Consider the following 26609-nt stretch of genomic DNA (forward strand, 5'->3'; position numbering starts at 1 on the left):
ATTTTCAGTGATTTTGTTGTATAGTAAAAGGAGAAATATATGGGGAGGAAAGAGTATGGGGAAAAAGAAAATAGCTACACTATCAGCAATATTATCTTTATCAATTGCATCAGGTGTTTCTAGTATGACTGCGTATGCGGACAATAAAGACACAAACTACATAAATAAGAATGACGTTAAATTAAATGGAAAAATCTCAGAAGCGTTACGTTCAAACACGAAGATTGAATTAGAGAATGGGATGACAAAACCGATTTACTCGCTTGATGAAGCGATTGTTGAAAATTTATTTGTAGAAACGGAAGTAGATAGTGATCGAGATGGAAAAAAAGATCGAGTATCAGTAAAAGTTATGCGTCCAAAAACTGATCCAAATGTGAAAGTTCCTGTTATATATGAAATGAGTCCATATCGAGCGGGTTTAAAAGACGTTCCTGTATATAATGTAGATGAAGAATTGTATGCGTATGAAGGCAAACCGTATGGAGCTGTTAATCTTGGTTCATACGGAAATTATTATGTACCAAGAGGCTATGCAGTCATTTTAGGTGAAAGTATTGGAACTGGAAAATCAGATGGATGTCCGACTACTGGGGACGAACAAGAAATATTAGGGACGAAATCTGTCATTGATTGGGTAAATGGACGTGCGAAAGCATATACAGAAAATGGTGAGGAAGTTAAAGCCGATTGGTCAACAGGAAATGTAGGTATGACTGGAGTCTCTTATAATGGTACGTTACCGAATGCTGTTGCAACGACAGGCGTTGAAGGGTTAAAAACAATTATACCAATTGCAGCGATTAGTAGTTGGTATGATTATTATCGTGCAAATGGTGCAGTCATTGCGCCAGGTGGATACCAAGGAGAAGATACAGATAATATGGCAGAAGCAGTACTAACAAGAGAAAATCCTGAAGTTTGTGGACAAGTAATAAAAGAGTTAACAGCAGGACAGGACCGGAAAACTGGTAATTATAATAATTTTTGGGACAAACGTAATTATGTAAAAGATGCTAAAAACGTAAAAGCGAGTGTATTTGTTGTTCATGGTTTAAATGATTGGAATGTAAAGACGAAGCAGTTTGCGCAATGGTGGGAAGCACTTGGAGAGAATGATGTCCCTCGTAAAATGTGGTTACATCAAGGTGGACACGGTGGAACATCAACGAATGACTGGCAAAGAACACAAAATAAATGGTTCGATTACTGGCTGTATGGAATTGAAAATGGGATTATGAATGAACCAATGGTTGATGTACAACGTGAAAATAAAACTTGGGAAAAATTAAAAAACTGGCCAGATCCATCAGCGGTGCCGTCCAAAGTTCGTATGTATTTAAGTAACAAAGCAGTTAATTTACCATTAAGTATGGGCTCTGCAAATAAAGTTTTCTCATTCGCAGATGATGCAAAAATGAAATCAAATCAATTAATAGCAAGCCCAGAATTAGAAGTAGCCAATCGATTAGTGTATACAATGCCTGTACTGCAAAAAGATATGCGCATAAGTGGCACACCAAAGATTTCAATTACAGGAAATATTGATCGATCTGTATCAAATTTAACAGCATTACTTGTTGACTATGGAGGAACGAAGCCGGAAATCGTAACACGAGGCTGGATGGATCCACAAAACTTAAAGAGTATAGAAACTTCAACAGCGATTCAACCGGGCAAAGATTATACATTTACATGGGACATGCAGCCAGATGATTATGTCTTTAAAGCTGGGCATCAAATAGGGGTCGTTTTAATTGCTAGCGACTATGATTATACAATTAGACCGAAAGCGGGAACAAAGTTAACAGTAAAATTAAGTGAAGTGACATTACCAATTGTGAAATAAGATCACATGAAATTGAAAAGGCAGAAACGTTATAAAATCAACGTTTCTGCCTTTCACTTTTTATTGGTAGATACAAAAAGGCTTACAATAAATAAAAAAATTGCATTTATGATCAATAGGCCACTAAATGTAAGCCCAGCAAAACCTCCAGCGAATCCATCTCCTACTTTTTCACCAATTACATGCAAAGTGGCAAAGAAAACGATGGGGGAAGAAAGAATGAAAATGCCACTTGTAATTTTCCATATTCGTCTATACTTCTTTGCAATAAAGAAAATTACGGCATTAAAAGCAATAAGAAGTAAAAAAAATATAATGAATGAATTCATCATAGGCTCCTCTTGGTAAAATTCTGAATTTTCATTCACAAGGAAATGTTATATAATATGATTATATTGTATGGAAAGCGAGTGATATATTATGACAGTCAGCTCTTTCGAATTTTCATTAAAAGTAAAGGTACAGGAAGATTAATTGAAAGAAAATCTTCCGTACGTAAAAAACGGAGGAGAAAATAAATGTTTAGTTTTTATAGTACACTTTGCACGGAACTTTATGATTTCACAAAGCCTGTCGGTTATTCTTTAAATGGTGATATTGAGTATTACGAAGAACGTTTAAAAAATTGCACCGGAAGAATTCTCGAAGCGGCAGTAGGATCAGGGCGTGTCATTATCCCACTTCTTGAAGCTGGTTTTACAGTAGATGGGATAGATTATTCACCTGAAATGCTAGATTCTTGCCATATACGGTGTAAAGAGAGAGGATTACATCCTAATTTATATGAAGGAAGTTTACAACAATTTTCACTGCCACATAAATATGAGGCAATTATCATTCCTACTGGATCTTTTTGTTTAATTGAAAATCGTACAGATTCTATAAATGCATTAAAATGTTTTTATGAACATCTTAATCCAGGCGGGCGATTAATCGTAGATATTATGCTTCCACATGATTGGAAGACTGGGGAGATTCATACATCGACTTTTTCTTTACCGAGCGGAGACGGAATTACATTAGAAAATAAATCAATTGAAATAGATTGGCTGAACCAAGTTACTCTATCATATTTAAAATATGAAAAATGGAGTAAAGGACAGTTAGTACAAACAGAACTACAACGCTTTGCGATGCGCTGGTATGGAATAGAAGAGTTTAAACTTCTGTTAGAAAGTATAGGTTTCTCTAACATTGCTTGTTCTGCTGATTATGTTTATGAAAATGAACCGTCAAATGCTAATCAAATGTTTACTTTTGAAGCCGTACGAAAAGAAAAATGAAGAACTACCTAAGAAAACAAGGCGATCGACATAATATCGATTGCCTTGTTTTAATCGTATATTATTTACATGCTATTTCGTTTTTATCGTCCAAGCATCTTTCTATTAACTACATATGATATTTATATTAGAGACAGTCACTATTTTAAATAGAACTGTTATTTTTCTATAAATGTTATTTTGGAGAAGTAGGGGGATAAATTTGGAGAACGTAGAACAAGATAGAATTGAGAATCAAGTGTATTCAAATCGTGTAGTAAGATCAGAATTTGATGCGAATTGGGAAACGTGTATATCAAAAAGTGGTTATGTAATTTATGTAGCAACAAGTAACAATGCTGAAGTAACAGTACTTCTTGCAGATGGTTCAAGTAAATTATTAATTTTTGAAAAAGGCGGTAAAGTAGTAGTAGGTGGCGGTGGAACAAGTCATTACAGTAAGCCGCATATCGCAAGAAATATTTAAGGAGTTAATTGAGAAGAAACCTATAAGTAATATAGAAAAAGCATTTCCTATTTCGGGAAATGCTTTTTCTATGTTATAGTATAATAGTGTTTTAAAACAATGTTATTTTAATATATTTCAGATTTTGTTGTGTATTATTTTTATATTAAATTAGTTGTGTAAGTATTTTTTTATTTAAGGAGTAATAATTAGAGAAATGAAAAATATCGACTTTATACTAGAAAGTGATGAGGCATTAAAACCGTCTGAACGATTAGTACTATTATTATTAGAGAAGCATAGAATGTTATATACGAACGATCTATTAGCATTATCTAATTTATCATATAAAACATTAACGGATTCATTAACAGCACTAGTTTTAAAATCATATGTACTAAAGGAAACAGGCAAGGGAAGAAGACAGAATTGTTATAGATTGGTATGATAAGATCCCTCATTTTAGAGATCTTATATTAATGTTTTTTTGAATGTAAGGGTAAATTCTATTTTGGTTTTCAAATGAAAAATACAGGGCGAGGCTCGATTGCGTATTTGAATTTCATTTTTATTAATGTAATTCTATCAGTATTGAAAATAGAAAAATAAAATAAACTGCAAAAAACAGAAATAAAAAAACAATCCGTTTTTAAAATGGATTGTTTTTTATTGGAATAATATTATTTAATGAATGGAAAACAGGAATGATTATTCTACTTCACTTGTATACTTTTCAGGTAATAATTCCATTACGTTACATTTTACAAGTTCACCATTATAAGAGAGTATAACATTCGTATTTTTTCCGTAATCACTTATTAATTCTCGACACATCCCACATGGAGCAACAACCCAACATTTTTCTATATCTTCATGAGGGTGTGGGTGTGCAACTGCTACAATGGTATCAAATTCATGATCACCTTCGGAAATAGATTTTCCTATTGCCATGGCTTCACCACATACTGTTATTCTTCCAATATTTGCTTCAACATGCACTGCTGCATAAATATTACCCGTTTTAGTTCGTACAGCTGAACCGATATGATGACGACCATATTTATAGTTTTTTTCGATTACTTTTTCAGCAGCTGTAATTAAATTATAGTCTTCACTATTTAAAGGCATTACTTGTAACATAATTTCTCCTCCTTATAAAACATGATTATTGGTATTTTAACGGAATATTTTAATATTTAAAACAAAAGATAGGAATACGATAGATAATATTGTTATGTAAACTGTTATTTTAAGAGGAAAATATAATAATCAATAGAACATATAGAAGAGTGTAAGTAAATATTTTGAATGATGGGAGATTATTATGGAGATTTTACAATCAATAACACAAGCTGTTATAAGTGGTAATAAGGAAAAAGTGGTGGAGTTTATAAAGACGAATCCAAGTGCAGTTAATGAATTTAGTGAAGATGGGTGGACGCTACTTCATTTAGCGGCTTATTTTGGACAAAAAGAGATAGCGAGTTTTCTTTTAGAAAGTGGTGCAGATATACATATTAGAGCAAAGAACGAAAACGAAAATACACCTTTACAAGCGGCAATAACGAATAAGCAAATTGAGCTTGTTGCTTTCTTAATTGAAAAAGGATCAGATGTAAATGTTATACAAAGTGGTGGTTGGACGGGTCTCCACGAAGCAGCATTATTAGGGAATGAAGAAATTATCGTATTGCTTCTTAAAAATGGAGCTAATAAGATGATTGAGAAAAATGATGGAAAAACAGCCTATGATATTGCATTAGAAAAAGGACATGAGCACCTTTTACATTATTTGCATCAGGAAGTGAACATATGATGAATAAATGGAGTATAGGTGTATTTTTATTTGATGATGTAGAAGTGTTAGACTTTGCAGGGCCATTTGAAGTTTTTTCTGTAACCGAAGCGGATGAAGAAAAACCATTTACTGTTTATACAGTTAGTCAAAATGGAGAAATGATTACAGCAAGAAACGGATTAAAGGTACAGCCGGATTATAGTATTGAAGATTTACCACCAGTTGATATTTTACTTATTCCAGGTGGTAAAGGCGTTCGGGAAAATGAAGTGCAAAATGATATTATAATCAATTGGATTCGTCAGCAAATGAAAGAAGTAAAACTAATGACTTCAGTTTGTACTGGAGCGTTATTACTTGCGAAAGCCGGTTTACTGGATGGCTTAAAAGCCACAACGCACTGGGCTAGTATTCAAACGTTCAAAAAAGATTTTCCGAATGTAGAAGTAATGGAGAATGTGAAATTTGTAGATGAAGGGCACATCATTACATCGGCAGGTATTTCAGCTGGTATTAACATGTCATTTCATATTGTGAAAAATTTGTTAGGTGTGGAGGTTGCTGAGGATACGGCAAAAAGTATGGAATATGATATTGATTTACAAAATTAAAAAAGCCCAAATTGGGCTTTTTTCTTATTTTAAGTGTATATAGGTATAATCTATGCTCTAAACTTAAGCTCTTAAATAGTCATTCAGGTTTTACCAAATATACGACAATGCATTTCTTTTCTCCTTGTAATCATGTTAAAACAAGGAGAAATTTGTATGTAAAAAAACTCTTCTACAATAGTAGAAAAAGAATAACAGAAACTACTATTTTATGCCAGTATACATAAAAAAGTGCAATATAAATATGGAAATGTCGTCGAATGCTATCTTTAATTGGTTAATTAGTGAGATATTTTTGTGAAGGAGCTTATTTTATAAGAATAGAATTAAAGTTAATAAGAAATCATGCCGATGGTAGTGAAAATATATGTGTTAGGGGGATTTCATAATGAGGAAACTCAAGCGAATAAATGTTCCTAATATACAAGAACAACTATCACAGTCTAATGAGAATCGAGCAATTAATAAGAAAAAACTAAGGCGATTTATATTCATGTTTATATTTATTGCGGCGGCTACTTTGTACGTTCAATTTATTTTAACGAAACAACAAGAAATAATTGTAGAAAAAAAAGATACAATAACGAACCAAAAAAAACAATTGCTTTCTTTAAAGAAAGATAAGGCTTCTTTAAAGACTAACATAGAAAATTTAACAGACGATGAAGAAGAAATTTTAAAGTTTGCGAGAAAAGAATATCAATTTTCTAAATCAAATGAAACTATATTTGTGTTGCCTAAGTAGTGTAATAGAACAGTTAGCAATAGCTAGCTGTTTTTTCATGTATGATGTCATGGTACAAGAAACAATTACATATTGTAAAAATGAAGAGCTCGAGCTGTTTTTGTACTTATGGAATATATACGAAAATAAATGTTGTTAAAATTCTGTCAATTGTATTATAATACAAGGTAAGCGGATACATTTTTTAATCCATGTTGAGTTTATCACTCATACGACTATTAAGAAAACCGTTATCCCGTATTAGAAAGGAAGAGAGCTGTGTACGCTTCAAATACAATTTATGTCGTAGGGGATGCGAAAGCACCTCAAAATAATCCCATTACCGAAAAGTTTAAAAGCTATTTTGTAGCGTTTGTACTTGTTAAGGAGACTGGGGAAATTGTAGATGCAGATTGCTCAGCGACAATTGCATTAACATCTCAATTCGTTAAATATTTATTTCTACATAAAAATATTAATGACCCAGAATTAGTAATGGAAATAAAAGATCGTTATTTCGGTTCGTCTCAAAAAGCACTACTTGTAGCATTAAAAGATGCACAGAAAAAATATAATCAAATCGCTGCTTTGTCTACACATTCATAGACAAAATCCAGCCGTAAGAATCTTCTTATGGCTGGATTTTTTTATTTCCCATTAACCTTCCACATGAAAAGTAGGCAAAAGAGGAGATGTATTGCTCCAAAATCATTGAGAATTAAGGTTCTATTTTGCGAGAAAACGAAAGGATGAACAAAATGAAAATTACTGATGTAAAAGTAAATCGTAGACGTGTAAATCTGCATACACCGTTTAAAACGGCGCTTCGTACTGTAACCGAAATAGAAAGTATAGACGTATATATTCATACAGATGAAGGAATTGTTGGTAAGGGTGCTGCAGCTGCAACACCAGTTATTACGGGGGATTTCGCTAGTGGGATTGAAGAAGCAATTTTAGGTCCGATGCGTTCAAGTTTAATTGGTCAAGATATTACTCAGTTTCAGCAGTTACTACAGCACATTCAAATGAGTTGTATTGGAAATCCAAGTGCAAAAGCGGCGGTAGATATGGCTTTATATGATGTGTATTGTCAATATCATAACGTTCCACTTTACGCATTATTAGGTGGAAAAAAAGAAATTCACACAGATATTACTGTAAGTGTAGATGAACCGTTCATTATGGCGAAAGAGGCAAAGCAACATGTAGAAAAAGGATTTCAAACTTTGAAAATTAAAGTGGGGAAATCTGCCCCTTTAGATTTAGAACGTATTGAAGCGATTCGAAATAGCGTACCAAAAAATACGACGTTACGATTAGATGCAAATCAAGGTTGGAATCCAAAAGAGGCAGTTTCTATCATTAAAGAGATGGAAAATCGTCATTTAAATATTGAATTTATTGAACAACCTGTTCATGCGAAAGATTTGGATGGTTTAAAGTACGTCAAAGATCATGTACAAACGCCTATTATGGCAGATGAAAGCATATTTTCAGCGGGTGATGCATTGAAAATCGTTCAAGGAGGATATGCAGACTTGCTCAATATTAAATTAATGAAATGCGGTGGTATACGTGAAGCGTGGCGTATTGCTGATATCGCAGAAACAGCTGGTGTAAAATGTATGGTCGGAAGTATGATGGAATCCTCACTTTCTGTTAGTGCTGTAGCCCATTTAGCAGCTGCCCATCCTAATATTCATTACTTCGATCTTGATGCACCGCTTTGGTTAATGGAAGAACCAGAAGGAATGACTTATTCTGGCTCAAAGGTAAACCTTCAATCGACAGTGAATAGTAAATCTTAGGAGAAGAGACTAGTAAACTATCTTTTAAGGGGGATATGTATGAAAAAAGTAGGAACTGCATTTTTAACAACTTTATTTATATTTTCATCGTTTACATCAGCACATGCTGAAGAGAAGAAAGATAGTAAGGCGTTTATCGATGTGTCTGCCGCAACACTTTGGACTGCACCTGATTCATTACGGCCAATTGATGTACCAAGCGCTACAAATCCAGTTGATTTGTGGAAGTGGACGAAATCGATGACACTTGATGAAAAACTTTGGTTAACAAACGCAAATAAATTAGAAACGCAAGCGCTATTAGGTCAAGAAGTAACGGTTGTTGATAAAAAAGGGGATTGGGTGAAAGTGTTAGTCCATGGTCAGCCAACACCACGAAATGAGGAAGGTTACCCAGGGTGGATGCCTGAAAAACAGTTAACTTATAATCAAGAATTTGCAGATAAAACAAATGAACCTTTCGTATTAGTAACGAAACCGACAGCAATTTTATATATAAATCCTTCTGAAAAACATAAATCGCTTGAAGTGAGCTATAATACGCGACTGCCGCTACTAAGTGAAGATACAATTTCATATCGCGTGTTGTTACCAAATGGACAGAAAGCTTGGCTACGAAAAAATGATGGAACGGTTTATCGTTCTCAAAATGATATTCCAACTCCGGCAGCCGATGATTTAATAAACACAGGGAAAATGTTTTTAGGATTACCGTATATATGGGCTGGTACAAGTGGCTTCGGATTTGATTGCTCTGGATTTACACATACAATTTATAAATCGCACGGTATTACCATTCCGCGAGATTCTGGACCGCAATCGAGAAATGGAGTTGCAGTGGATAAAGAACATTTACAAAAAGGAGATTTAATTTTCTTCGCACATGATCAAGGGAAAGGTAGTGTTCATCACGTTGCTATGTATATTGGTGACGGAAATATGATTCACTCACCAAGAGCTGAAAGATCGGTAGAGATTATACCACTAAATACACCAGGATATATAGAAGAATACGCTGGTGCGCGTCGTTACTTACCTTAAAAAATAGAGGGAGGTTTTCAAATGAAAAAAGTTGTTCGTTACTCATTAGTTAGTACTCTATTAGTTTCTTCAATTTTAGTTGGCTGCGCAAAAGAAAAAACAGCGACAAAGCCGAAAGATGAGAAAAAAGTATTACAGTTACTAGAAACGGGTGAAATTCCGTCATTACATTCAGGGAAAGTAACAGATGCAGTATCATTTAACGTTTTAAATAACGTAATGGAAGGATTATTCCGCTTATCGAAAAATGATGAAGTGATTGAAGCTGGAGCACAAAAATATGAAGTGAGCAAAGATGGAAAAACATATACATTCCACTTACGTGATGCGAAATGGTCTAACGGAGATCCAGTAACAGCGCAAGATTACGTATATGCTTGGAAGCAGCTTATTAATCCGGATACTGCTTCTCAATATGCATACATTGCGTACGATGTGAAAAATGCGGAGAAAATAAATAAGAAACAACTAGGGTTAGAGGAATTAGGAGTAAAAGCGAAGGATGATAAAACGTTCGTTGTAGAGTTGGAACATCCTGTACCGTATTTTACGAAATTACTTATTTTACCATCATTCTATCCAATTAACGAAAAATATGCGAAAGAACAAGGTGATAAATACGGATTAGAAGCAAATAAAACGGTATATAATGGGCCTTTTACACTATCTGATTGGAAGCATGAAGCGAGCTTTACAATGAAGAAAAACGATAAGTATTGGGATAAAAAAGAAGTGAAGTTAGATGAAGTAAACTATCAAATTGTTAAAGAAATTTCAACTGCGGTAAATTTATATGAAACAGATAAAGTTGATAGAGCTGTCATTTCTACAGAATTCGTAGATAAATATAAAAATAATAAAGAGCTAAAACAATATACAGATCCAGTTATGTACTTCTTCCGATTTAATGAAAATGTGCCGATTCTTAAAAATAAAAATGCACGTCTTGCACTAAGTACAGTGTTTGATAAGAAAGGACTTGCGACTTCGTTTTTAAATGATGGTTCGGTTGCTGCAAACTATTACGTGCCAAAAGGATTTTTAAAAGGTCCAGATAACAAAGATTTTAGAAGTACAGCAGGTGAGTTTAATAAAACGGATGTAAAACAGGCGAAAGAATATTGGGAAAAGGCGAAGCAAGAGACTGGTATAAATGAAGTAACGCTTGAGTTATTAAACTATGATTTAGAAAACTTTAAGAAAGTAGGAGAATACATTAAAGAACAGCTAGAGAAAAACTTACCAGGCTTAAAGGTAAATGTAAAATTACAGCCACATACGCAAAAGCTAGCGCTAGAGAAGAAGAAAGAATATGAAATGTCATTATCACGTTGGCTGCCAGATTATCCAGATCCAATGACATATTTAGAAGTATTCCTTTCTGGAAGCAGTGTGAACAATACTGAATATGCAAATCCAGAATATGATGCGTTAATTAAGAAGATTAAAACAGAATTAGGTAATGATGAAAAAACTCGTTGGAAAGCATTGCAAGATGCTGAAAAGATGTTGCTGGATGATGCGGTAATTGCTCCAGTATTCCAGCGTGGATTATCTTACTTACAAAAGCCATATGTGAAAGATTTATACGTACATCAATTTGGACCAGCAACAAGTTTAAAGTGGGCAGATGTACAAAAATAAAGGATGAGAAAACAGACTCCACGTGTGTGGTAGTCTGTTTTTTAATTAAAGTCGGGTAAATAGTACATGGTATAATTTACTAGTCTGTATAAAATTTTGGAGGGGAATGAAGTTTTATGTTTGAAGAAAAGAAAGTAATACATACAAAAAGGTTATTCATGAGAAAGCCCATTATAGAAGATATTAATCAATTTTATAGCATAGTAAAAGAAGAGGCTGTTGGCAAATGGCTTGCTAAATCAAAGGGAATGTCAAAGGAAGAAGTAAAGGACTATATTATGCAACTAATATCACATTGGGAACAGTATGGTTTCGGGGTATGGTTGTTAGTTAATAGAAATACAGGAGAGCTTTTAGGACATTGTGGTTTAAGAAAAATAGATGAAACAGGTGAAATAGAAATTATGTATTTACTTGATCCGGAATATTGGGGAAATGGATATGCGTCAGAAGCAGCAAAGGCTTCCATTCAATATGCAAAAGAGATGATGAATGTAAAAAGAATAATTGCTAGAGTAAAAGTAGCAAATGAGAACTCGAAAAAACTTTTACGAAACCTAGGGTTTATATATACTCATGAAGTTGATTATAGCGGGCGCTTATTATCATATTTTGAACTCAATACATCATCCGAAGAATTCTAGACATTTCATATGTTTTTTCATTGTTAAAAAATAAAATTATTACTAAAATTTCAGTGTGAAATGTATGTAGAATCTTGTATAATTAACGTGTTTCTATGGAAACATTTTCTTGCGCTATATATAGGTCTTAATAGAACAAGGAAAGAAATACATACATGTATATAATAGATAAATAGAATGGAACATGTATAGAGAAAAAGGAGAGAAATGATGACGTGTCAAAGACAAGGGTTACAATTTAATTGCGATAGGAAGAGGAATAAAAAATGAAAATGAAGCATGCCTTTGGTCCCATAATTTTAGCGTGTGTGCTGTTTTTTATTATCATACTCATCCCATCGAAAAGTTTAGTATCACTGATTAGTGATAAGAAGGTAGAAGATGCGGCAACTTCTTTACAAAAAGAAAAATTACAAAGTGTATTCTTGCAACAGAAAATGTTAGAGAATTCGCAGTATTTACCGATGTACGGTTCATCTGAATTTTTACGAATGGATGCATATCATCCATCTAATTACTTTAAAGTGAATCCTGCAGGTTTTACGCCATATTTAATCGGAATTGGCGGTACACAAAGTTTAGCTCATATATTAAATATGACGTCTACTATGGATGAGTTAGAAGGTAAAAAAGTAGTCTTTGTTTTATCGCCACAATGGTTTACAAAGACTGGGGTTTCCCAAGGGGATTTTACGAACAATTTCTCCAAACAACAAGCATATCATTTTATTTTTAATGATAAAATAAATGTAGAAATGAAGAAGCAAATTGCGAAACGACTTTTAGATTATAAAGTTGTTCAAGAAGATGATATATTAAAAAATTCCTTAGAAGGTATTGTATATAATGATACGAAACATAACGTAAAAGCGGGCTTAGTTAAACCACTTGCTTATATGCATCGAAATATTTTAGATCATAGAGATTTATTTAACTCTATATTTAAGATTGAGCCGATGAAAGAAAAAACAAATGTGGGACTACGTTCAATTTCTTGGGTAGATGCACGTAAACATGCGGAAGAAGAAGGGAAAGCGGAATCTACTACAAACACATTCGGAATTGAAAATCCATATTACTATAAACATAATTTGAAGAAAAAGTTAAAAGGTTTAAAAAACTTTAGAGCAAATGAATCGTATGAAGAATCACCAGAATATGATGACTTACAAATTGTTTTAAATATTTTTAAAGAGAAAAATGTCAAGCCGCTCTTTATTTCTGTACCTGTAAACGGACCATGGTATGATTACGCTGGTTTCCCTAAAGAGCGCCGTGAAGTGTATTATAAAAAAGTTAGGGAACAAGTTGAGAAAGCAGGATACCCAGTAGTGGATTTCTCTGGCCATGAATATGATAAGTATTTCTTAAAAGATACAATTCATTTAGGTTGGAAAGGCTGGATTTACTTTGATGAAGCAGTGCAAAACTTTTATACAGAGAAATAAGTGTAGATAAAAAGGAACAGCTATAAGCTGTTCTTTTTTTAGTATAGAGTATTTTGATGTGGGCAATTCGGAAAGGCGTGTATATCTTGAATTTGTCTAAAATCATAATGTTTCATTGCGAACTGCGCTTGATAAAGGTATTCATATACATACAATTGACCATCATGTGCTGAACATAATACACCAGAGGTTCCTTGCCCATTAATGAAGGAAATACCGATAGGGCGTCCGATTAAGTATTGTATTTTTTGTTGCCAATGCATAGGGGAATCACTCCTTTTTGAGATAATATACGAAATGAATGAGTGAATTGTAGCTTATCCACATAATTATGGAGGCTTTTTATACAATTTCTAGAAGATATTAATATGAATGAATTATAAGTGCGAGAAAGGATTGAATAATGAAGAAAGAGAATATTTTGGAAGAAAAATTAAATTTAATAGAATGGTGTCAAACATTGAAGGGATTAAGTGATGATATGTGGCTTCGATCATTTAAAAATGGTTCGTGGGGAATTGCAGATGTGATTTCACATTTTATCGTTTGGGATACGTTTTTAATAAAGCATAGAATTCCATACTTTATAAGTGGACAATCTGTACCAAATGTTCCAATAGATGTTGAGGAAATAAATAAGGGAGCAATTAAATATGCGAGATCTGGTATTTCAAAAGAAGGACTATTAAATCAATTCAGTGTTACTCGTAAACAGTTAGTGGATGAAATTGAGCGAATTCCCACCAAATATTTTTATAATGTCTACCAATTTGGCACTAAAAAAGTGAAATTAAATCATTACTTTTCATCACTCATTCAACATGACTTAAAGCACAAAGAAGAAATAATACAATTTCTAATACAAAATCAAGCCTATAATAAAAACCGCTAACATTTGTAATAAAATGTATAGCGGTTTTTATTATATTTTTACGCAAGATTTTTACGCTTTTTTGTCCATTTTTTTATAACGAAGTATAAAAGAATAAGTATGACGCCACCAATTGCGAATGATTTCACATATGGTCCAGCAACATCGTTAATATTTTCCCAATTCTCACCTAGTTTTTCACCTAAATAAATGAAAATGATAGACCAAGGGATGATTGCAAGTGCTGTTAACGTAGTGAAACGTAGGAATGACATTTTTGTAATACCAGCAGGAATTGAGATCGCATGACGCACTACTGGAATGAAGCGTGCTGTAAAAATGACGCCAGTTCCGTAACGATTAAACCAATCTTCTGCAGCATCTATATGTTTTTTATGAATGAAAATATATTTTCCGTAGCGTTCTAATATAGGTCGTCCACCGTATCGTCCAAGCCAATAAATAAAAATTTGAGCAATAACGCCGCCAATTGTACCAAATACAACTGCACCTACAAATGAGATACTACCATTGAATACTAGGAATCCCGCATAAGCAAGGACAATCTCACTTGGGATAATCTCAATCATAAGTCCAAGCATAATGCCCCAATAACCTAATCCTTCAAAAAACGTTAATACTGAATGAATAAAACTACTTACCATTGTTGCACCTTCTAGTTTATGTATTTTTGAATAGGTGAACCTTATACTTAATAACATAAAAGATTCACTATGTGTAGATTATACCTTATTTGTATAGGGGATTGCTATTTCAATTCTTTTATGTCTCTTATAAGTATTATCATAAAGTATGTAAGTTCCGTTTTCATGAAGAGATAATGAAAAGATTATTAAAAATTTCTCATATATTAATGATAATAAACTGAAAATTAAGTATAATTATATAGATTTTTAATTTATAAAAACAGGAGGAGAATACATGCAATTTAATGATCCGATTTATGGAACAATTACTATTTGTGATAGACATATCCTTCGATTGATAGATACAAAAGCATTTCAAAGATTGGCGTATATTAAACAACAAGGACATACATATTTTTTACACGAAAACGCAATACATACGAGGAAAGAACATTCAATAGGTGTATATGTACTTGTAAATAAAGTGATAGAACATCTTACGGATATTGGTGATATTCGTTTATCAGAATATGAGAGGGAATTATTATCTGTTGTAGCACTTCTACACGATGTTGGCCATGGCCCATATTCGCATTGTTTTCAACAAATATCAGGTGAAGATCATGGTGAGTGGACTATACGAATCATTCAAGAGGATGAAGAAATACGAACGATTTTAAATCAGACCGCCGGATTATTAGATGATGTAACGAAAGCTTTAACAGAAGATGGTGTTTTTCCGATTATAGATGAGCTCTTGTTTAATTCATTAGGAATGGATCAATTAGATTTTTGGAATAGGGATTTATATTATTCATCGCTTGAGATAGGTGGATTACAGATAGAAGAACTGATAGCTAGTATGCGTTTTATAAACGGTAAACTTGTCATTGAAGAATCGGGAATCCCTTTGATTGAACAACTAATGAAAATGAAAGAAGGACTTTATAATAATGGCTTTGGTCATCCGTTTGTAATAGGAAAAGATTTATTGTTGCAAAAGATTTTTAAAAAGATAGAAGAGAAAAATCTTTCTTTCTATACTCCTGAGCTTCAAAACTTCTTTTATGAAAGAGAGAATTTAGAAGTAGAGGATTTTCTTCCATTACATGATAGAATAATTTTCAATGAATTAAAGTGTTTTGAAAAATCAAAAGACGTAGAAATAGCAACATTAATTCAGCTATATTTTTCGGCAACTAAAAGTTTAGCATTTGAAAAAGGAATAGAGGGTGATTTTAATAAGGGAAATAGCAGCTTAGTCGTAATCACTGAAAAAAAAGCTTACAGTTCATATGTAGGTGGTATTTATGTTTATAGTAAGGGAGAGTTAGAGGATATTATAGAAAAATCACCTTTTATTCGAGAAATAGTAAGGTTACCTACAAAAAAATGTGCGTATTCAATTTGAGTTGATTTAGAAATTCCCTTATCACCTAGACAGGTACTTCACTTTCAAATAACGAATTATAATGGTAATAAAATTTTTATAGAAAATTAACGTGATGAAGGTGAAAATATGAAAAAAACATTATTAGAAAAAGCCTCATATCTACATAAAGCAGAATTAGAACAATTACATAAAGCTATATTAGTTTCCGAGAAAGCGCATGAAGGACAATTTCGCGTTTCGGGTGAGCCGTATATTACTCATCCATTTGCAGTTACAGAAATTTTGTTAGATTGTAAGGCAGATATAATAACTTTAGTTGCAGCATTATTACATGATGTGGTGGAGGATACAGATTATACAATTGAGTATATACGTGATATATTCGGTAAAAAAGTGGCTGATATTGTAGAAGGGTTAACTAAAATTGATAAAAAACAAACCCCTAATAAAGAAGAGTATGAAGCAGTGAATTTAAAGAAATTATTGTTAGCTACGCAAGGAGATATAAGAGTAGCTATTATAAAAGTGATAGATCGTCTACATAACATGAGAACTTTACAGGTGAAAGCTGTAAAGAAACAAGTTCCTTATGCAAATGAAACACTCAAAATTTTCGCTCCGATTTGTAAAAGACTAGGGCTATTACATATTCAACACGAGTTAGAAGATTTAGGTTTTTATTATCTTAACCATTCTAAATATAAGGGAATGAAAATTCTTTTACAAAATTATGTTAAGTTATTAGACGGTTTGTCTCAAAATATCATGCAAGATATAAATAATTTTCTAAATTCATCTTTAATATTTGAAGTTAACTATGAAGTAAGCCCTATTTATACAGCCTATTCTCGTCTCCAAGAAATTCAAGACATTACAGCGGTGTCAAAAATAATTATCACGGCCTCAAATAATTTAGACTGTTATAAAATATTAGGAGTTATACATCAACTATACCAACCAATTCCATATCAATTTGAAGATAATATAGCAATTGAAAGTGATGTGTTAAACAAATACTTAAAGACCAAAGTGGTAATCGATAACCATGAAATAGTGATATGGATTGAAATAAAAATAAATCAGGAGAGACGATATAAAGGGGTATTTCATATTCTTACAAAAAGTATAACTGATAAGGATATGCAAAATATAATTCATAAATTGATGGATCATTTTATTAAGACAAATGATCTAGTAACTCAAGATGCGATTGAATTTTATGATTTAGTTTCATATGAACTATTTCAAGATAACATTGTAGCATTTACTCCTAAGTTAGATTCCGTGAACTTATCGCAAGGTTCAACTGTAATTGATTTTGCTTTCGCATTAAACCCTGAGATTGCTAAATATATGTCAGGTGCTAAAGTTAATGGTATAAATAAACCGATAACAACGAATGTTTCACATTTAGATATCGTTGAACTTTTGGTAACTGAAAACATTAGTAATGTGAGACAGGATTGGTTAAGTTTTGCTAATAGCTCAAAAGCTCAAATCGAAATTTATAAAGAGTTACGAAGATGAAGGCGTTAAATCTATCGAGAAAAGTTGTTCGAAATATAATAGGCGATTATGGTTTTTTATAATTAATACATAGAGAAATAAGCATCAACCTGTTCTAAGTATGTAACAGGTTGATGCTTGTTTTCGTTATAAAAAAAATAGAAGCATTTCTGCTCCTATTTTTTAAGGCTTCACATCTAAGTTCTGTAAAAATAAAGTTGCTGTTACGTAACGTTTCGCTAACATTTGTACATAAGCGGTATGTACAGAAAGTGTGGCGATAATTATGGCGTTACGGATTGCTTCACGTTGCTCGTTATTAACCTGATCGAACTTGCTTGCAATTTTATCAGCTCTTTCTTTTACGATGTTTTCAATTGTATGGATTGTATCTGTTGCATTTAATTGTAAGCAATTCCCTTGATTGAGTTCTTCAAATAGAGAAGAGTATGCTCCATATAAATGAACAGGATTGATTAAGTCATCACTTCGATCGGCTGGGTCATTTACGATAAGGCGTAATAGCTTACGAATGGATTCAAAATCAAGTGCTGTTTTTAAATCTTCAACAATGAATAGTAAGGCTGCTTGTTCAATTGAATATTTTTTTCCTTTTTGAGGAGAGCCAATCATTTCTTTTATATCTCGTTTCACCCAGTTTTGCATGGCAGTTACAGAGAAACTTGTGTTTTCGATCTGATTGCCAAGCGCGACTATTTCATTTAAAGAGAAACCGACGTCTGTATCGTCAATTTTTATCAGTTTTTCAAAAATAGGTGAAAGTGCGGTAGTAATAAAAGCAGTTACGCTTTGTCCGCTTTCAATATCTTTTTTATGTGACTTTGCCCAAGCTTCTTGTAAAATACCGAGAGGCTTTTTCGTATTCCATCCTCTTAACGATAGAAGAAGGGTAGCCATTTCGTTTCGTGTGAGATGAAATGTTTCCATCTTTTCACCTCCATAAATAATAAAAAGTTCTTATGAACCTATAATATGTTTTGTTTCATTTAAAGTCAATTCTGTTTTGCTTAATTTTTCCTTTGTCACCAAACTGTCGGAAGTAAATAACACTTGCATATTTCGACAAAAGTTCATATAATAAGTTCATAAGAACCTTTAAAATGTTTTTAAAAATAAATCTATCATTCTGAATTTACTAGAAAGGTAGATTTCACATATATCTATATAAAAGGAGAATGGATATAATATGTTGAAAAAACTTGTAGCAGTCATGACAGCATTCATGGTTATCTTTGGAGCTAGTAGCTTCATGTTTGTAGATCACGCAGCAGCGAAGAGTTACAAATCTGGTAAAAAGTCATTTACACCAAGCTCAGGTCAAAAGTCAAAAGTTGATTTAAACAAAAAAGACTCAAATGTAAATTCGCAAAAAACGACTCCAGATTCAAAAACAAAAGCAACAAATACAGCACCAAAAAGTAATAAAGGAAGCTTTATGAAAGGTTTATTACTAGGTGGTCTTGGTGGTTTACTAATGGGTAGCTTATTTGCAAATATGGGAGCTCTTGGTTCTGTATTAGCGTTTATGGTAAATATGTTAGTAATGGCTGGTATCGTAATGTTAGCAATTCGTGCATTTAAATACTTCAAAGATCAACGTAAGAAAAAGGAAGATGAAGTAGCATGGAAACGATAAAAATTTCTGAACAAGAACTAATCAATGCCCTTTGCGTATATATCGCTGAAAAAAGACAAGTTGGTCCAGAAGAAGTTTTAGTTGAACTTATGTACGACGATGACTATGGTTTCTCTGCTGAAGTAGAGGTAAATGGTCGCCAGCAAATTTTAATTCAAGCGAACTTAATCGAAGCACTACGCTTATTACTTGACAGAGAATATAACGTCAATTCATTTGCGGCAAGATTACAACTTGAATTGGATGATGAAGAGGGCATTTACGCATTAGCGAAATTTAATAACTCAGATGAGTAGCGAAAAGAGCTGTTGAGAGTATTCTCAACAGCTCTTTTTAGTATGTGCAAATGCAAGGGAATAATCACGCCAAATTTCATTCATTTTCCGTCTACCGACATCAACACCTTGGTTAAATTGAATGGCAGCTTGTTGACGTACGGCATGTACATGTTGGATTGCTTGTTGCAATTGTTGTTCCACCGAAGGGGAGTTTTTATTTGCTTGTTTTACGATTGAATATCCAGCAACAGCTCCTTGTGCCATAGCAATCTTCCCGCTTTCAATGCCAGTTATATTACCGGCTACAAATAAACCAGGAAGAGGGGTTTCCATTGTTTCAGAATGGAGAGGAACGTGCCCGCCTAATTCCGGAATGTAACGGAATGGACAGCCAGCTACAGCAGCTAGCTCAGCAAGAGGATATAAGCCACCTGCAATACAAACGAAATCTGCCTCATATATTTGTTCCGATCCAGTGATGATGTTTCCTTTCGTATCAATATTAGCAATGCGTACACCTTCAACTTGATCTGTCCCGATAATTTCAAGAGCTGCTTTTCGAAGATGAAGAGGTGTACCGTTTATTTTCATACCGTTATTAGGGTAAAACTTTAATCCAGCTTGTTTCGCCCAATTATATTGCATCAATCGACTACCAATACGTAATAAAGGTGACGGGGCAAGGTGTGCAGCGTGTAAGAGAGAATTTAAAACTTCTTCTGGTTCACCAGCCTGTTGACTTAACTCACTTTTTTCAGGAAGTACGATATGTTCCACTTTAATTCCTGCCAATTGTAATTCATTCAAAATGGCAAATGACAATATGTTAGCACCAATAATGATTCCTTTTTTCCCAACTTGAACACGATGTACATTCGTCATAACTTGAGCTGCTCCAATTGACATCACCCCAGGAAGTGTCCAACCAGGAAGAGGGATAGAGTACTCAGCAGCGCCAGTAGCAAGTAAAACGAAAGGTGCTTCTAACGTACCGATATTCGTATGGACGAACCAAGAACTTTCATCTTTATCTAAATTATAGACGGAAATGCCACATCGAATATCAACTGAAAGAGATTGTGCTTCTTCGTGAAGGCGTTTGGATTCTTTTATCCCGTTCCACCATTCTCCAGTAGGTTCTTGATGTAATTGTCCTAACAATCTTCCGCCAGGCTTCATAAATTCATCAATAACAAGTACTTTTAGTCCAAAACGGGCACAAGAGATAGAGGCTGATAAACCCGCGGGGCCAGCACCGATAATAATGACATCGTTCATCGCTTTTTCACCATCTCTCTCACGATATTTGGATGTTGTTTACCACTAATAACAACCATACCGTTTTCTACAACAGTTAAGCATGCTCGTACGTTTGCTTGATTGTTTACTGTGACGCGGCATTCAGAACAATGTCCAATATTACAGTAAATACCTCGTGGCGTCCCGCTATCTTCATGCACTCTTAATGTTCTTATTCCGTTCGCAAGTAAAGCAGCTGCAATCGTTTCATGTTCATATGCTTCATATTGTTGACCGTTAAATTGAAAAGTGATGCGATTACTATTATGTAAACTCCCTAAAATAGGGTGATGTGTAATTCTACTCATTTACTTTCACCTACCGATCCAAAAGTAACTGCTCGTACCGGTGGTTGGTATTTCAATGGAATATCATTTGTAGTTACCCCTGGATTTGCATTTTCAATCATTCGATCTATCATCATTCTACATGTGCGGCCACCGCAAAACCCCATGCCAGCACGTGTTCTTAGTTTTAATTCTCTTGCCGAGCATTTATAATCAGCAATTGTCGATTGAAGTTGACCGTATGTAACTTCTTCACATCGACAAACAATTAAGTGATCTTTATTCGTCATATGTATTCCTCCTCTAGTTCGATTTGCACAAATTATATAATGCAAAAACTATGCCAATATAGAGGAGGGGAGGTTTATTGTAACCCAAGCTTTTTTAAACGATTATATAAGGTGGCTCTCGTAACACCAAGTTGTTTTGCGCATTCTAATTTATTCCCATTTAAAATGCGTAAAGCCCTCTCAATGACTTTTTTCTCATGTTCCTCCATCTCTTCTTGCAAAGAGAGGATTGTATGATTGTTGCTGAGTAATAAGGAATGAGCCGCATGATTATCTAAAGTTTCGGTTGTATGAAATGGTAAATATTCTTGCTTTATAATACCGTCAGTCGCAAATACGACAAGTCTTTCAATAACGTTACGGAGCTCGCGAATATTACCTGGCCAATTGTAATGAAGCAGTTCATGCATAATGCTTGAAGGTAAGTCGCGAATGGGTCTGTTATAGTTAATTGAAAAATTGTTTAGGAAAGAATAGGTTAATTCAATAATATCTTCGCGTCTTTCGCGCAGCGGTGGAATATGCAAACTAACTACATTTAGGCGATAGTATAAATCTTCTCGGAACGTGCCTTTTCTCATTTCTTCTTGTAAATCACGATTGGTAGCAGCGATAATACGAAAGTCAATATGAATCTCTTTTTCTCCACCAACTCGGTAATATTTTCGTTCTTGTAGTACGCGCAAAAGCTTCACTTGCATATCTAGCGGCATTTCTCCAATTTCATCAAGAAATAATGTGCCGCCTTGGGCGAGCTCTATTTTACCTTTCTTACCTTTACTATTTGCACCAGAAAACGCCCCGCGCTCATACCCGAATAATTCGCTTTCAAATAACGCCTCTGGAATGGCACCACAGTTAATTGAAATAAAAGGTGCCTTCGCTGCCTCACTAGCTTCATGAATTGCTTTCGCAAATACTTCTTTTCCAACACCACTTTCACCGAGTATTAAAACGGTTGATTTCACCGAACAAACTTTTCTAGCTAATTGTATTGTTCTTTGTATAACAGGGCTCTTTCCATTCATCGCAAGAAAAGGATCTGATTCATCTTTATACTTTGCTACTTCTTGTTCTAAACGGTGCATTTCATGTGACATATTGAATAGTTTTTCATTTAATGCGACTTGATTTGTAACGTCAGTTTCTGAAACGACTGCTCCTATAATTTCACCGTTACAATAAACTGGATTTGAGTTAATTAATACGAACAAATCTGGACGAGGTTGATGGAACTGAGCGATTATACTTTTTCCGTCATGTAGTGATTGCAAAATTTCCAAATCTTTATAGTCAAAAAAACGAGTGATAGGTTGCCCGATAATTTCATTATGCTTGACTGAAAAGATCTTTTCGGCGCCATCTGTCCAGGTGCAAACGCGTTCTTTATCATCGATGACTGTAACGGAGGAATCCGTTGTTTGTATTACGGCTTTATAAAAAGATTGCAGTTCGTTGTACGACTTAACAAGAAACGGAATAATTTGCTGAGTCGTTATACAGCATATAGGCTCCTTATTTTCGTTCATTATGATAACGACTATTTCATTGGAAAACGCGTCAATTAAAGCGGTGAATGAGTCATCTTCATATATTACTGCGCAGTTATATTCTTCTGTAGTAGAAGGGCGGTAATAATACTTTTCGTTAATTTGCTTAATATGTTGCAAGCAGTATGTATGATCAATGGATAAAATTTTTAGAAATTCTTTTATTGTGGGAAATGAGAATGCCATATTGTCCTCCTATTATGTATAAAAATTTTGACAGTGATAAAAAAATAATACACCTATTTACGATAAATTTAAAATATTTTTACAAATAAAAATATTATTTATAAAAAGTGTATATATGCAGAGTTGGCACGTCAATTGCATATAAAGAAAGTGAGGGATTAAAAAGAAGGGAGGGGTGCTACGTGAGGCACTGTGACGTTTTAATAATAGGCGGTGGTATTATAGGCTGTTCTATTGCTTATTACACATCAAAATACGGAAGAGACGTAACAATTATTGAAAAAGGAGAATTTGTCAGTGGGACGTCTTCACGGTGTGACGGGAATATTTTGGCTATTGATAAAGACCCAGGATTCGATAGTCAAATGTCGTTAGTAAGTCAAAAGTTAGTGACTAGTTTAAGCGAAGAGTTAGAACACTCATTTGAATATAGGGCACCAGGAAGTATTCTCGTATGTGAGTCGGATGAAGAGATGGAAGCAGCACAGCAATGGGTAAATCGTCAAAAAGAAGCCGGCTTACCGTTTCGAATGCTTGATAGGAAAGATATAAGGGAAGAATCACCATTTTTCGCAGATGATTTATTAGGCGGGTTAGAATGCGCAACAGATTCGACTGTAAATCCATATCTTCTTGCTTTTGCACTTCTTGCAGAATCGAAGAAATTTGGTACGAAAGCTTTTAATCATACGGAAGTAAAAGAAATGAAAAGAGATATAAACGGTTCCTTTATTGTAGAAACAACTAACGGGACGTTTACTGCGAAGCAAGTGGTGAACGCAGCTGGTGTGTGGGCTCCGAAAATCGGAGAAATGTTGGATATAAATATCCCAATTGAACCGAGAAAAGGGCATATTATTGTAGCTTCAAGGCAACAGCACGTTGGTTGCCGTAAAGTAATGGAATTTGGTTATTTAATTTCTAAATTTGGCGGAAAACGAAAAGTGGATGCTTTAACTGAGAAATATGGGGTAGCTCTTGTGTTTGAACCGACAGAAAGCCAAAATTTTTTAATTGGTAGTAGTAGAGAGTTTGTAGGTTTTCATACGAAGATAAACAACGAGGTTATTAAATGTATTGCGAACAGAGCGATACGTTTTTATCCAAAAATGGCGGATATGATGGTGATTCGTTCCTATGCCGGATTACGCCCGTGGACAGAAGATCATTTGCCGATCATTTCACGTGTGGAACATATCCCGAACTACTTTATAGCAGCAGGGCATGAAGGGGATGGCATTAGTCTTGCAGCGGTTACTGGAAAAGTGATTGAAGAGTTATTAAATGAAAAAGAAACAATCATTCCAATTGAACCACTTCGTTTGAGTCGTTTTACAGAAAGGGTGTTAAACGGATGAGGTCACAAAGAGTCTTTACGACGATTGATACACATACGGGCGGGAATCCAACGAGGACATTGATAAGCGGACTTCCAAAGTTAATAGGAGAGACGATGGCAGAGAAGATGTTACATATGAAAAAGGAGTATGACTGGATTCGCAAATTGTTAATGAATGAACCGCGTGGTCATGATGTAATGTCAGGAGCACTATTAACAGATCCGTGTCATCCTGAAGCAGATATTGGTGTTATTTACATAGAAACAGGTGGATATTTACCGATGTGTGGTCACGATACAATTGGTGTATGTACAGCTTTAATTGAATCAGGTTTAATTCCGGTAGTTGAACCGATTACTTCGTTAAAGTTAGACACGCCAGCTGGCTTAGTAGAAGTGGATATTTTTGTTCAAGATGGAAAAGCGAAAGAAGTCTCTTTCTGTAACATACCAGCTTTTTTACTGAAACACATTACTGTAGACGTCGAAGACATTGGAACTGTAGAGTCTGATATTGCGTATGGAGGGAATTTTTATGCCATTATCGATGCGAAATCGGTAGGGTTAGAGTTAGTACCAGAAAACGCATCTACAATCATCGATAAAGCGATCCTTATAAGAAATACGATTAATGAGAAATTTGAAATCATTCATCCAGAGCATTCGTTTATTAGAGGATTAACCCATGTTGAATTTTATACAGATCCTACTCATGAAAGTGCTCATGTAAAAAATACAGTTGTCGTTCCGCCAGGAGGAATCGATCGTTCTCCATGTGGTACAGGAACATCAGCAAAGTTAGCTGTATTATACGCAAATCAAAAAATAGAGATTAATGAAGAGTTTGTTCATGAGAGTATCGTTGGTTCTTTATTTAAAGGGTGTGTCATAAATACGACAAATGTTGAAAATATTGAAGCGGTCGTAACGAAAATTACAGGTTCAGCTTGGCTTATGGGTATGCATAGATTTTTTTACAATGAAAAGGATCCACTTAAAGAAGGCTTTTTGCTAATTCCGCCGATGGAACATGAAACGGAGGATGTAAAATGAACATTCAAAAAATGTATACAGCAGTAGACGTACACGTAAATGGCGAGGCATTTCGTGTAATAAAAGATGTACCATGTAAGTACTACTACAATTTAGAGCAATTAAACGATCAATTTTCAGGTGAATTAGCAGAAGAAATGAAGCTTTTATTAAATGAACCGCGTGGTTTTATCGGTTTAAATGGATGTATCGTCGTTCCTTCTATTCATACGGAAGTCGATGCAGCTGTAATATTTTTTAATCATGAAGGATCAATTCCTCTTCATTACGGAGGTATTGTCGCAGTCATAACGATGTTACTAGAAAGTGGGTATGTAAAAAAGAGAGAGACGAATCAATACAAAATCGAAACGTTATCTGGCATATTCTCAGTCTATGCGTATGTAGAGAATGATGAAGTTGTATCTGTTTCGTTTGAAAGTAAACTATGTTATATCATTGAGAAAAATTTACAAGTTGGTAATATAAGTTACTCTCTCATACAGGCAGATAAAGTATACGCAGTTGTAGAAAAAGGTGCGCATTCGCCAGAAATTCGTATTGAAAACATTTCAGAATTGAAAAGATGGGGAGAAGCTACACTTCAAGCTATACAAAAACAGTCACTTATAAAAAGACTTATTTTAGTAGATTCCACGCAAAAAGAAAAGAACCATATAAAGTCGATTACATTTCATGAAGATAACTTTATCGTACGTTCGCCAGGATTTGTCTCTACTATTGTGTCTTTTGTTCATACATTATTTAAAAATGATTATATAGCGGATAAACCTTTTATAAATGAAAGTATATTTAATAGCTTTATAACTGTTGAAAAAGTGAAGAAGGAAGAAATGGGTTACATTTTCCGTTTTGAAAGTAGAGGATTTATTACAGGGATGCAGACGTTTCTATTAGATCCTACAGATCCGTTTCCGACAGGATTTTTATTAAAATAAAATAGTAAAGGGAGAGA

The 26609-nt window shown here is 34.1% G+C and carries 30 protein-coding genes; 21 read left to right on the top strand and 9 right to left on the bottom strand.

What is annotated here, in order from left to right:
- Positions 1-55: 55 nt before the first annotated feature.
- Entirely contained in the window at positions 56-1849 is a 1794-nt protein-coding gene (locus PDQ68_RS08965; RefSeq protein WP_016717731.1) for a Xaa-Pro dipeptidyl-peptidase, read from the top strand.
- Positions 1850-1902: 53 nt separating this feature from the next.
- Here the strand turns inward: PDQ68_RS08965 and PDQ68_RS08970 are convergent, their stop codons facing one another.
- Positions 1903-2178, bottom strand: a complete 276-nt coding sequence (locus PDQ68_RS08970; protein ID WP_016717730.1) for a hypothetical protein — start codon at positions 2176-2178, stop codon at positions 1903-1905.
- Positions 2179-2367: 189 nt separating this feature from the next.
- On the opposite strand from PDQ68_RS08970, the gene PDQ68_RS08975 reads away from it, so the two are divergent.
- The 3 genes from PDQ68_RS08975 to PDQ68_RS08985 all read left to right on the top strand — a co-directional run bounded on the left by PDQ68_RS08975 (position 2368) and on the right by PDQ68_RS08985 (position 4025).
- Entirely contained in the window at positions 2368-3132 is a 765-nt protein-coding gene (locus PDQ68_RS08975) for a class I SAM-dependent DNA methyltransferase (protein ID WP_016717729.1), read from the top strand.
- A gap of 202 nt (positions 3133-3334) precedes the next feature.
- Positions 3335-3598, top strand: coding sequence for a hypothetical protein (locus tag PDQ68_RS08980; RefSeq protein ID WP_000432426.1), 264 nt, complete (start codon positions 3335-3337; stop codon positions 3596-3598).
- Between the two features lie 196 nt (positions 3599-3794).
- On the top strand, positions 3795-4025 hold the full coding sequence (locus tag PDQ68_RS08985; protein WP_000789031.1) for a hypothetical protein: 231 nt from the start codon (positions 3795-3797) through the stop codon (positions 4023-4025).
- Between the two features lie 260 nt (positions 4026-4285).
- On the opposite strand, the gene PDQ68_RS08990 is transcribed toward PDQ68_RS08985, so the two are convergent.
- Positions 4286-4717, bottom strand: a complete 432-nt coding sequence (locus PDQ68_RS08990; protein ID WP_061182920.1) for a cytidine deaminase — start codon at positions 4715-4717, stop codon at positions 4286-4288.
- Between the two features lie 184 nt (positions 4718-4901).
- Between PDQ68_RS08990 and PDQ68_RS08995 the strand changes: the two genes are divergently transcribed.
- The 9 genes from PDQ68_RS08995 to dltD all read left to right on the top strand — a co-directional run bounded on the left by PDQ68_RS08995 (position 4902) and on the right by dltD (position 13298).
- Positions 4902-5393, top strand: coding sequence for an ankyrin repeat domain-containing protein (locus PDQ68_RS08995; protein WP_061182921.1), 492 nt, complete (start codon positions 4902-4904; stop codon positions 5391-5393).
- Positions 5390-5986 (top strand): DJ-1/PfpI family protein, encoded by a 597-nt coding sequence (locus PDQ68_RS09000; protein WP_000981414.1) that lies wholly within the window; start codon positions 5390-5392, stop codon positions 5984-5986. The genes PDQ68_RS08995 and PDQ68_RS09000 overlap by 4 nt, the downstream gene beginning before the upstream one ends.
- Positions 5987-6374: 388 nt before the next feature.
- Positions 6375-6731, top strand: a complete 357-nt coding sequence (locus tag PDQ68_RS09005) for an FtsB family cell division protein (protein WP_001228718.1) — start codon at positions 6375-6377, stop codon at positions 6729-6731.
- A gap of 258 nt (positions 6732-6989) precedes the next feature.
- Positions 6990-7316, top strand: coding sequence for a DUF3870 domain-containing protein (locus tag PDQ68_RS09010; RefSeq protein ID WP_000271328.1), 327 nt, complete (start codon positions 6990-6992; stop codon positions 7314-7316).
- A 143-nt stretch (positions 7317-7459) separates the two neighbouring features.
- On the top strand, positions 7460-8521 hold the full coding sequence (locus tag PDQ68_RS09015; RefSeq protein ID WP_041184676.1) for a dipeptide epimerase: 1062 nt from the start codon (positions 7460-7462) through the stop codon (positions 8519-8521).
- 39 nt (positions 8522-8560) lie between these two features.
- Entirely contained in the window at positions 8561-9562 is a 1002-nt protein-coding gene (locus tag PDQ68_RS09020) for a C40 family peptidase (RefSeq protein ID WP_061182922.1), read from the top strand.
- 21 nt (positions 9563-9583) lie between these two features.
- The gene (locus PDQ68_RS09025; RefSeq protein WP_061182923.1) at positions 9584-11206 is read left to right on the top strand and encodes a peptide ABC transporter substrate-binding protein; all 1623 of its coding nucleotides are present in this window, start codon (positions 9584-9586) and stop codon (positions 11204-11206) included.
- A gap of 116 nt (positions 11207-11322) precedes the next feature.
- Positions 11323-11850, top strand: a complete 528-nt coding sequence (locus PDQ68_RS09030; RefSeq protein WP_061182924.1) for a GNAT family N-acetyltransferase — start codon at positions 11323-11325, stop codon at positions 11848-11850.
- A 266-nt stretch (positions 11851-12116) separates the two neighbouring features.
- On the top strand, positions 12117-13298 hold the full coding sequence (dltD, locus tag PDQ68_RS09035) for a D-alanyl-lipoteichoic acid biosynthesis protein DltD (protein WP_000782324.1): 1182 nt from the start codon (positions 12117-12119) through the stop codon (positions 13296-13298).
- Between the two features lie 38 nt (positions 13299-13336).
- Here the strand turns inward: dltD and PDQ68_RS09040 are convergent, their stop codons facing one another.
- Positions 13337-13561 carry a hypothetical protein gene (locus tag PDQ68_RS09040; protein WP_000558704.1) on the bottom strand — a complete coding sequence of 75 codons (225 nt, stop codon included), beginning with the start codon at positions 13559-13561 and terminating at the stop codon, positions 13337-13339.
- A gap of 140 nt (positions 13562-13701) precedes the next feature.
- Here PDQ68_RS09040 and PDQ68_RS09045 point away from each other — a divergent pair, with 140 nt between their 5' ends.
- Entirely contained in the window at positions 13702-14190 is a 489-nt protein-coding gene (locus tag PDQ68_RS09045) for a DinB family protein (protein WP_016717720.1), read from the top strand.
- Positions 14191-14228: 38 nt separating this feature from the next.
- Here the strand turns inward: PDQ68_RS09045 and uptA are convergent, their stop codons facing one another.
- The gene (uptA, locus tag PDQ68_RS09050; protein ID WP_061182926.1) at positions 14229-14834 is read right to left on the bottom strand and encodes an undecaprenyl phosphate transporter UptA; all 606 of its coding nucleotides are present in this window, start codon (positions 14832-14834) and stop codon (positions 14229-14231) included.
- A 277-nt stretch (positions 14835-15111) separates the two neighbouring features.
- Here uptA and PDQ68_RS09055 point away from each other — a divergent pair, with 277 nt between their 5' ends.
- Together PDQ68_RS09055 and PDQ68_RS09060 are read left to right on the top strand one after the other, a co-directional pair.
- Positions 15112-16227: an HD domain-containing protein gene (locus PDQ68_RS09055; protein WP_061182927.1), complete on the top strand. Its 1116-nt coding sequence runs from the start codon at positions 15112-15114 to the stop codon at positions 16225-16227.
- A 108-nt stretch (positions 16228-16335) separates the two neighbouring features.
- A complete protein-coding gene (locus PDQ68_RS09060; protein WP_061182928.1) occupies positions 16336-17736 on the top strand; it encodes an HD domain-containing protein in 1401 nt (466 codons plus the stop codon).
- A gap of 162 nt (positions 17737-17898) precedes the next feature.
- On the opposite strand, the gene PDQ68_RS09065 is transcribed toward PDQ68_RS09060, so the two are convergent.
- The gene (locus PDQ68_RS09065; protein WP_000447224.1) at positions 17899-18663 is read right to left on the bottom strand and encodes a DUF1836 domain-containing protein; all 765 of its coding nucleotides are present in this window, start codon (positions 18661-18663) and stop codon (positions 17899-17901) included.
- A 259-nt stretch (positions 18664-18922) separates the two neighbouring features.
- Here PDQ68_RS09065 and PDQ68_RS09070 point away from each other — a divergent pair, with 259 nt between their 5' ends.
- The gene (locus tag PDQ68_RS09070) at positions 18923-19372 is read left to right on the top strand and encodes a hypothetical protein (RefSeq protein WP_000914477.1); all 450 of its coding nucleotides are present in this window, start codon (positions 18923-18925) and stop codon (positions 19370-19372) included.
- Positions 19360-19668, top strand: coding sequence for a YxcD family protein (locus PDQ68_RS09075; RefSeq protein ID WP_000447759.1), 309 nt, complete (start codon positions 19360-19362; stop codon positions 19666-19668). The genes PDQ68_RS09070 and PDQ68_RS09075 overlap by 13 nt, the downstream gene beginning before the upstream one ends.
- Before the next feature lie 24 nt (positions 19669-19692).
- Here PDQ68_RS09075 and PDQ68_RS09080 read toward each other — a convergent pair whose 3' ends face one another.
- The 4 genes from PDQ68_RS09080 to PDQ68_RS09095 form a co-directional block, all read right to left on the bottom strand.
- Positions 19693-20928, bottom strand: coding sequence for an NAD(P)/FAD-dependent oxidoreductase (locus PDQ68_RS09080; RefSeq protein ID WP_016717715.1), 1236 nt, complete (start codon positions 20926-20928; stop codon positions 19693-19695).
- Entirely contained in the window at positions 20925-21257 is a 333-nt protein-coding gene (locus PDQ68_RS09085; protein WP_000087050.1) for a (2Fe-2S)-binding protein, read from the bottom strand. Before PDQ68_RS09085 ends, PDQ68_RS09080 begins: the two co-directional genes overlap by 4 nt.
- Complete coding sequence (locus PDQ68_RS09090; protein WP_016717714.1) at positions 21254-21526, bottom strand: (2Fe-2S)-binding protein; 273 nt, start codon at positions 21524-21526, stop codon at positions 21254-21256. The genes PDQ68_RS09085 and PDQ68_RS09090 overlap by 4 nt, the downstream gene beginning before the upstream one ends.
- 74 nt (positions 21527-21600) lie before the next feature.
- Positions 21601-23262: a sigma-54 interaction domain-containing protein gene (locus tag PDQ68_RS09095; protein WP_061182929.1), complete on the bottom strand. Its 1662-nt coding sequence runs from the start codon at positions 23260-23262 to the stop codon at positions 21601-21603.
- Positions 23263-23444: 182 nt separating this feature from the next.
- On the opposite strand from PDQ68_RS09095, the gene PDQ68_RS09100 reads away from it, so the two are divergent.
- From PDQ68_RS09100 to PDQ68_RS09110, 3 genes are read left to right on the top strand one after another with little or no spacing between them, the layout of a single operon-like run.
- On the top strand, positions 23445-24620 hold the full coding sequence (locus PDQ68_RS09100; RefSeq protein ID WP_061182930.1) for an NAD(P)/FAD-dependent oxidoreductase: 1176 nt from the start codon (positions 23445-23447) through the stop codon (positions 24618-24620).
- Positions 24617-25654, top strand: a complete 1038-nt coding sequence (locus tag PDQ68_RS09105; protein WP_061182931.1) for a proline racemase family protein — start codon at positions 24617-24619, stop codon at positions 25652-25654. The genes PDQ68_RS09100 and PDQ68_RS09105 overlap by 4 nt, the downstream gene beginning before the upstream one ends.
- Positions 25651-26592, top strand: coding sequence for a proline racemase family protein (locus PDQ68_RS09110; RefSeq protein WP_061182932.1), 942 nt, complete (start codon positions 25651-25653; stop codon positions 26590-26592). The genes PDQ68_RS09105 and PDQ68_RS09110 overlap by 4 nt, the downstream gene beginning before the upstream one ends.
- The last annotated feature ends 17 nt before the right edge of the window (positions 26593-26609 follow it).

The organism is Bacillus cereus group sp. Bc010 (assembly GCF_027716745.1).
Lineage (GTDB): Bacteria > Bacillota > Bacilli > Bacillales > Bacillaceae_G > Bacillus_A > Bacillus_A pacificus.